This window comes from Calderihabitans maritimus, assembly GCF_002207765.1.
Lineage (GTDB): Bacteria > Bacillota > KKC1 > Calderihabitantales > Calderihabitantaceae > Calderihabitans > Calderihabitans maritimus.
In genome coordinates, this window is sequence record NZ_BDGJ01000078.1 from 1 (window position 1) to 7,469 (window position 7,469).

Consider the following 7,469-nt stretch of genomic DNA (forward strand, 5'->3'; position numbering starts at 1 on the left):
ATCCACCTCAGTCATTTCAAGGGTTTCCGGTTGTCGGGTCATTGATTTTGAAGATTAACTGTCAAAGATGAGTTCAAGTCAAGAACCGTCCCCAACTTGAATAAGTTGAAACTTCACAACTAGACTGTCCCTTATTAAATGGACTGATTGGTTCCTGCATAAATTAGCCCGTTCTGGCAAAGCTAAACATAGTAACACTGCGGGGTGAGGGAATGTTTCGGCGACTTATCAAACCGTTAAAAACCGAGTGGATAAAGAGACACCGCCGCCGGGATGAAGCCAGGAAGCGGGAAATAGAGACAATCGATGACTATGAACTTAGTGCCGACTTGGATCGCAACCTGGCCGTCCTGCGGCAGGTTTTTGACCGTTGCAGCGACTTTATTGTAAGGGAATTTGTGGCAGGTCAAAAGCTCGCCCGGTGCGCCCTGATTTATTTTGACGGGCTGGTGACCAGAACTTCGGTCGAAACCAGCATATTGAAGACTTTACTAGTTGAGATTCGGAAGGTGGAGCCCGCTCCCGACATTACCGAACGCAACGTTTTTGAGTTAATTAAGGAAGCCGCGGTGAGTGTGGGTGAGGTGCATGAAGTTTCTGGTTTCCCAGGCATGCTGGAGAAACTGCTGGCAGGGGACGCGGTCCTGCTGGTGGACGGACAAGCGAAGGTCCTGGTACTGGGAGTAAGGGGGTGGGAGAGTAGAGCCGTAGAGGAGCCGGAAACGGAAGCGGTGGTGCGCGGGCCAAGAGAAGGCTTTGTAGAAACTCTCCGCACCAACACTTCCTTGATACGGCGGAGGATTAAAAGTCCCCGGCTTAAAATTGAAACCATTAAAATCGGGGAACTCACCAAGACTGACGTGGCGGTAATATATATCGAGGGGTTGGTCAACCCGCAAATTGTGGAGGAAGTTCACCGAAGGCTCAAACGCATTGAAACCGACGGTATTGTAGACAGCGGGTACATAGAAGAATTCATCGAAGACGATCCCTTTTCCCCCTTCCCTCAAATTGAACACAGTGAGAGGCCCGATAAGGTGACGGCGGCACTGCTCGAGGGAAGGGTGGTTATACTGGCAGACGGATCACCCTTTGCCCTGGTGGTACCAACCGTTTTCGTTCAGTTTCTACAGGCTAGTGAAGACTATTACGAGCGATTCTATTTAGCTTCAGTAGTCCGTTTAGGTCGACTCGTGGCCGTCAATGTCGCTTTGCTCCTGCCTTCTGCCTATGTGGCCATTACTACCTTTCACCAGGAAATGCTTCCCCGTACCCTGCTGATCAGCATTGCCGCCCAGCGGGAAGGGGTGCCGTTTCCCGCTTTTGTGGAGGCGTTGATTATGGAGCTCACTTTTGAGATGCTGAGGGAGGCCGGAATCCGTCTGCCGCGCCCGGTCGGCCAGGCAATTAGCATTGTAGGGGCCCTGGTGATTGGTGAGGCGGCGGTTTCGGCTGGGATTGTGTCACCGGTAATGGTAGTGGTGGTGGCCCTGACGGCTATTGCCAATTTTTCCATTCCCGCTTTTAACATGGCCATTACCCTGCGTCTTATCCGCTTTATTATGCTGGTACTGGCTGCCGCCTTTGGTTTCTTCGGCATCATGATGGGTCTGGTAGTAATCCTGATTCATCTTTGTAACCTGCGTTCCTTCGGGATACCTTATCTTTCTCCGATTGCGCCTTTTACCCCGAGAGACCTGAAAGATGTATTGGTTCGCCCGCCCTGGTGGGGCATGTTTTTACGGCCCAGGCTGATAGGTTATCGTAATCCTCAAAGGCAGGCCTTCAGGCTGAAGCCTGAACCTCCTAAGAAGCGAAATTAATAAGAGTTAGGAGGACCTCCATGCTGGAAGGCGGCAAGATTAACACCCGGCAGGCCGCGTACCTGTTGATTTTTACCATCATGCCCACGGCCATTCTATTCGTGCCGGCCATTACCACGAAAGCTGCCGGCCAGGACGGGTGGCTGTCGGTAGTGGTGGCCACCGTTTTTGGTCTGTTGGCCGGGGGGCTAATCCTTGCCTTGAGCCTGCGGTTTCCCGGTAAAAACCTGTATGAATTTGTACAGGTTCTCCTGGGAAAAATTTTAGGCAAGGTCATTATTTTGGGGTACATTTGGTACTTCTTTCATGCCGGTGCAGCCATAATTCGTGAATACGGGGAATTTCTCACTACAGCCATCATGCCGGAAACCCCGCTAATGGCATTTAACGCGATTATAGTTCTGGTAGCCGTATATGCGGTACGGAGTGGGCTGGAGGTTCTGGCCCGCATAGCCGATTTCATTTTTCCCCTGGTAGCCGGTGCCATCGGCTTGGTGGTGATTTTGCCCTTGAAAGAAATAGACTTCTCCCGTTTCCTGCCGATTCTGGAAAATGGAATAAAACCAGTCATCAAGGGAGCCATAGTGCCTTCCAGCTGGTACGGGGAAGTAGTGATCATGGCCGTTTTCTTGGCTTACCTAAACCAGCCGGAGGAAGGTAAAAAAGTCGTAGTCTGGGGGACTCTGGTCAATGGTCTTTCCCTCCTGGTAGTTGTAATCGGGGCGATGTTAGTATTCGGAGCGGTTGAAGCGGCGAAACTGATGTTTCCCATGTTTTCCATGGCCCGCATGATTTCTATCGGTGAATTTCTGGAAGGGGTAGAGTCCCTGGTGATGGCTATCTGGGTGGCCGGTGTTTTTTTGAAAATAGCCATTTACTATTACGTAGGGGTTTTAGGAATAGGCTATCTGTTCGGTTTGAAGGATTATCGGCCGGCGGTCATACCTTACGGGGTGGCCATGGTTATGCTTTCTGTGGTTTCATACGAAAGCATAATGGACCTGGTGGAGTTTCTCGATAAAATTTGGCCTCCTTATGCCCTTTCCATATTTCAAATCGGGCTACCTGTTATCCTGTTGGTGGTTTCGTATTTAAAAGCGGGTAAGGAGGAAAAGATAAGTTGAAGCATCGTTATGGTTTTTTGCTTTTGCTTTTGCTGCTGCCGGTTGTTGCCGGTTGCTGGAGCCGGAGGGAAGTTAACGAACTGGCCATAATTTCCGGCACAGGCCTGGACTGGGACCGGCAAAGCGAAATGGTGGAATTGACCGTTCAAATGTTGAAACCACAACAGGTGGGGGGAGGTCAGATGGGGGCTGGGGGAGCCGGTGGCCAGGGCAAGCCGGTGGTGGTGCGTTCTACCAAGGGACGCACTATTGCCGAAGCCATACGCCGGCTAGAAATGGAAACCCCCCGGAAGCTTTTCTGGTCCCATAACCGCATCATTGTGCTGGGGGAAGACTTTGCCCGCCGCGGGGTCGAGGCCCTGGATTTTTTCAGCCGGGAGCGGGAAACTCGCTTAATATCCTGGGTTCTGGTGGCCCGGGGAAGAGCCCGGGAAATTCTGGGACTAGGACCTGATCTGGAGAAAATTCCGGCCCTGTCGGTAAGTAGCCTCACCAAACAAAGAACCGGTATGATAGTTAACCTTAAAGATTTTCTAATCATGTTGAGCAGCTGGGGGGACAACCCCGTTACGGGGACGGTTGCCCCTGTTGAGAATAAACAGGAGAATGGGCAGGGCCAGAGCACGGTTAGCCTGGTGGGGGCTGCCGCCTTTCGGGACGGAAAGCTGGTAGGCTGGCTGGACGACCGGGAAATGCGCGGTCTTATGTGGCTGCGGGGGAAAATAAAACGAGGGGTAATTACGGTACCCTGTCCCCGGTACCCTGACGAGCCTCTTTCTTTTACCATACGGAGCGCCAGTACCCGCATTATTCCCCAGGTGCGGGACGGTTTTATTTCTTTCCTGGTGGAAATCCGGGAGGAAGGTGAGCTAATAGAACAATGGTGTCAGGAAGATTTCACCAAACCGGATAAGATAAAAGAGCTCGAAAAGCTGAAGGAAAAAGAAATCAAAATGAGAGCGGGAGAAGTTTTACAAAAGGCCCAGGAAGAGTGGCAGACAGATATCTTCGGCTTCGGGGAAGCCCTGCGGCGCAGGTACCCCCGGGTATGGAAGCAGGTGCGGGAAAATTGGAATGAGGAGTTTGCTTACGCGGAGATTAACCTGGTCGTGGAAGCCAAGATAAGACGTACCGGGATGACCTCAAAGCCGACCCAGATTAAGTAAGGGGAAAAACAAATAACAGGTGGGAGGGAAGTATGAAACTGGTTCTATTGGTCCTGGGATTTTCCCTGATTGCTCTCTACGAAGTACCGCCCCTGGTGAAGAAAAAGAGCTGGAAAGAATTAATAGCCTTTGCGCTTCTAATGTTGATGGGGGTAACCATGGCCGTTTTCCAGGTGTTGGAAATACCCTTTCCCAATCCCAACAAGGCTATTGAATTTGTCTTTAAACCGGTTTCCCAACTGGTGGAGCGGATGTTGACGTCGTGAGTAAAAGAAAAAGTACCCGGACTTCCGGGTACTTTTCGCAGTGTTATTAGAACACAGGCACTACGGCTCCTTGGTAAGTTTCTTCGATAAACTTTTTGATCTCAGGAGAGGTTAAAACTTCTCCCAGTGCCTTTATTTCTTCCCTGTCTTCGTCACCGACGCGTACCGCCACCACGTTGGCATAGGTTTCTGCTGCCAGGGAATCTTTGGATTCGGAAACGATAGCATCTTTGGCGGGGCTCAGGCCAGCGTCGATAGCATAGTTACCGTTAATAACCGCCGCGTCAACGTCAGGCAGAGAACGGGGAATCTGAGCTGCCTCCAGTTCTATAATTTCCAACTGCTTCGGATTTTCCACAATGTCATTAACGGTAGCCGTCAGCCCGATGCCTTCTTTTAACTTGATCAGGCCGTTGTCCTGAAGCAATAGCAAGGCGCGCGCTTCATTGGTGGGATCATTAGGCACAGCAATTTTAGCTCCTTCTGTCAGTTCTTCCAGGGATTTAATTTTCTGGGAGTAGAGACCCATGGGCTCGAAGTGAACCGCCACGGTATAGGTTAAATCGAGATTATTCTTTTCCTTAAAGTCGTTAAGATAGGGAACATGTTGGAAGTAATTAGCGTCCAATTCACCGTCAGCCAGGGCCTGATTGGGTAAAACGTAATCAGTAAATTCTTTTATTTCCAGTTCAATACCTTTTTCGGCCAGCAACGGCTTGGCCGCTTCCAAGATCTCGGCATGAGGTACCGGAGTAGCTCCTACTACCAGCTTGACCGTTTCCTGCTTGGTTTCTGTTTCCCCGGCCTTACCAGTTTCTTGTGTTTCGGTAGCAGACTGGCCGCAACCGGCTACCAGTAGAAACACTAAGGTTAGTGTTATTGCTACAATAAAAACTTTACTTAATTTCATTTTAGTCCCTCCTTGTAACTTAGTAGAAACAAACTCAAGTTTGCTTCTTGTTCAGTTTGGCGGATAAGTAATCGCCAACCATTTGTAGAAGCTGTACCATTACAATAAGAAGAATTACGGTGATAAGCATTACATCGCCTTTATAGCGATAGTAACCGTACCTTACGGCTATATCTCCCAGACCACCTCCTCCCACAAAGCCGGCCATGGCGGAATAACCGATAAGAGTTATGGTAGTAATAGTGGCGCCAAGTACAAGAGAGGGTAAAGCTTCCGGAATAAGTACCTTCCAGATTATTTGCCAAGGTGTAGCTCCCATGGCCAGAGCTGCTTCTATAACTCCCCATTCTATCTCTTTAAGGGCTGTCTCCACCATACGGGCTACAAAAGGAGTAGCACCTACGGTGAGAGGTACCGCGGCTGCTGTAGTTCCTATGGAGGTGCCAACTACCACGCGGGTAAAAGGAATTAACGCTACAAGGAGAATAATAAAGGGAATGGAACGAGTGGCGTTGATAATTGCTCCCAAAACCTTGTTAACCGGAACGTTTTCTAAAATATGGCCTTTTTCGCTGGTGACCAACAGAATCCCCAGGGGAATACCGAACAGGTGAGACAGCAGTACGGAAATACCGACCATATAAATGGTTTCCCAGGTGCCTTTAACTATCAGTTTCACAACTTCCCCTTCAAACATCAGATAACACCTCCAGTTGCAGGCGTTTTTCCTTCAAGAAACGCAGCGCTTCTTCTACCTCGCTATCCTTCCCCTGGAGTTCTAGGGTGAGGGTGCCAAAAATGGTATCCTTAATGTGGTCGATGTTGCCGTAAAGGACGTTGGCCCTAACCTGACACTGCTGAACCATGCTGGAGATTACCGGTTCTTTGGCTGTCTCTCCTATAAATGATATGCGTATAAGTTTCCCCGCTGTTCCGTTGGCGGTACGGTTTTTAAACCGGGTGCGAATTGGCTCAGGAATTTCCGTATTAATTATACTATTAATGAACTTGCGAGTGGTTGCGGAGCGGGGCCGGGTGAAAATGTCTATAACCGGTCCTTCCTCTACAATCTTACCGTCTTCAATTACGGCTACTTTATCGCAAATTTCTTTGATGACCTGCATTTCATGGGTGATTAACACAATAGTCAGGTTGAGTTTCTCATTGATATCCCGCAGAAGGTGAAGGATAGACCGGGTAGTGCGCGGGTCCAAAGCTGAAGTGGCTTCGTCGCATAATAGTACTTTCGGATCGTTGGCCAGCGCCCGGGCTATACCTACCCTCTGTTTTTGCCCTCCGCTGAGCTGGGAAGGATAGGCATGGGCTTTGTCGCTGAGACCTACCAGCTCCAGCATTTCGCTTACTTTTTCCCTGATAAGTTGCCGGGGAAGGCCGGCAATTTCCAGGGGAAAGGCCACATTGGCAAAGACGGTGCGGGAGGACAACAAATTAAAGTGTTGAAAAATCATACCTATCTGTCGTCTTGCCTCCCGGAGCTGGCGGGCATTTAAGGAGGTAAAGTTCTGGCCGTCGACTATTACCTGTCCTTCGGTTGGTTTTTCCAGCATGTTGATACAGCGGATTAAAGTGCTTTTACCGGCACCGCTTAAACCTATAATGCCGTAAATCTCCCCAGCCTCTATCCGGAGATTGATTCCGTCTAGAGCCACTACCGGTCCGTTTTGAGTTGGGAAAATCTTGCGCAAATTCTTGATTTCAATCATCGGTTTTGGTCCTTTCTAGACAAAATAAAACTCCCTGCCCATAGACAGAGAGAAACATTCTCCAAATTACTCTCATCTGTCAGATGCGCAGCATCTGCAGGAATTGGCACCTTTCTCGGACTAGAGAGTCCAAGGAGGTTGCCGGGTTTCATCGGGCCAGTCCCTCCACCTACTCTTGATAAGAGTAATTTTCCTGTTCTATATGCAAGTTGTTCGAGCACTATACCAAGAATAGCACAATGGTTCTCAGCGGTCAACAGTTTTTTAAAAAAATGCATTCTTGGAGGTGATTTAGTTGTTGTACCACACCAATAATACTTCAGGGATACCCACCTTTTTCAACTTCTTAAACTTCTATGAACGAAACTCTGGTCCATCTAGACTGTCAATAACTTGACAAAATGTCACCCCAAAAAGGGGTTAATTATCGTGAGAAAATGTCACTTTTATAGTGAA

General features: G+C 49.2%; 7 protein-coding genes and 1 riboswitch. Of the genes, 4 read left to right on the top strand and 3 right to left on the bottom strand.

What is annotated here, in order from left to right:
* The first annotated feature begins 212 nt into the window (after positions 1-212).
* Genes KKC1_RS07085 through KKC1_RS07100 form a run of 4 tightly spaced genes read left to right on the top strand, consistent with a single transcriptional unit; the run spans position 213 to position 4,379 of the window.
* Complete coding sequence (locus tag KKC1_RS07085; RefSeq protein ID WP_088553778.1) at positions 213-1,823, top strand: spore germination protein; 1,611 nt, start codon at positions 213-215, stop codon at positions 1,821-1,823.
* A gap of 20 nt (positions 1,824-1,843) precedes the next feature.
* Positions 1,844-2,947, top strand: coding sequence for a GerAB/ArcD/ProY family transporter (locus KKC1_RS07090; RefSeq protein WP_088553779.1), 1,104 nt, complete (start codon positions 1,844-1,846; stop codon positions 2,945-2,947).
* On the top strand, positions 2,944-4,113 hold the full coding sequence (locus KKC1_RS07095; RefSeq protein ID WP_088553780.1) for a Ger(x)C family spore germination protein: 1,170 nt from the start codon (positions 2,944-2,946) through the stop codon (positions 4,111-4,113). Before KKC1_RS07090 ends, KKC1_RS07095 begins: the two co-directional genes overlap by 4 nt.
* Before the next feature lie 32 nt (positions 4,114-4,145).
* On the top strand, positions 4,146-4,379 hold the full coding sequence (locus tag KKC1_RS07100; protein ID WP_088553781.1) for a hypothetical protein: 234 nt from the start codon (positions 4,146-4,148) through the stop codon (positions 4,377-4,379).
* A gap of 46 nt (positions 4,380-4,425) precedes the next feature.
* Here the strand turns inward: KKC1_RS07100 and KKC1_RS07105 are convergent, their stop codons facing one another.
* Genes KKC1_RS07105 through KKC1_RS07115 form a run of 3 tightly spaced genes read right to left on the bottom strand, consistent with a single transcriptional unit; the run spans position 4,426 to position 7,013 of the window.
* The gene (locus tag KKC1_RS07105) at positions 4,426-5,289 is read right to left on the bottom strand and encodes a MetQ/NlpA family ABC transporter substrate-binding protein (protein WP_088553782.1); all 864 of its coding nucleotides are present in this window, start codon (positions 5,287-5,289) and stop codon (positions 4,426-4,428) included.
* Positions 5,290-5,323: 34 nt separating this feature from the next.
* Positions 5,324-5,986, bottom strand: a complete 663-nt coding sequence (locus tag KKC1_RS07110; protein WP_088553783.1) for a methionine ABC transporter permease — start codon at positions 5,984-5,986, stop codon at positions 5,324-5,326.
* On the bottom strand, positions 5,979-7,013 hold the full coding sequence (locus tag KKC1_RS07115; protein ID WP_088553784.1) for a methionine ABC transporter ATP-binding protein: 1,035 nt from the start codon (positions 7,011-7,013) through the stop codon (positions 5,979-5,981). The genes KKC1_RS07110 and KKC1_RS07115 overlap by 8 nt, the downstream gene beginning before the upstream one ends.
* Before the next feature lie 69 nt (positions 7,014-7,082).
* Positions 7,083-7,198: riboswitch (SAM riboswitch) on the bottom strand.
* Positions 7,199-7,469 lie beyond the last annotated feature (271 nt).

Coding starts and splice junctions, on each gene's coding strand:
- KKC1_RS07085 (WP_088553778.1), top strand. CDS start 213: ATGTTTCGGCGACTTATCAAACCGTTAAAAACCGAGTGGATAAAGAGA.
- KKC1_RS07090 (WP_088553779.1), top strand. CDS start 1,844: ATGCTGGAAGGCGGCAAGATTAACACCCGGCAGGCCGCGTACCTGTTG.
- KKC1_RS07100 (WP_088553781.1), top strand. CDS start 4,146: ATGAAACTGGTTCTATTGGTCCTGGGATTTTCCCTGATTGCTCTCTAC.
- KKC1_RS07105 (WP_088553782.1), bottom strand. CDS start 5,289: ATGAAATTAAGTAAAGTTTTTATTGTAGCAATAACACTAACCTTAGTG.
- KKC1_RS07110 (WP_088553783.1), bottom strand. CDS start 5,986: ATGTTTGAAGGGGAAGTTGTGAAACTGATAGTTAAAGGCACCTGGGAA.
- KKC1_RS07115 (WP_088553784.1), bottom strand. CDS start 7,013: ATGATTGAAATCAAGAATTTGCGCAAGATTTTCCCAACTCAAAACGGA.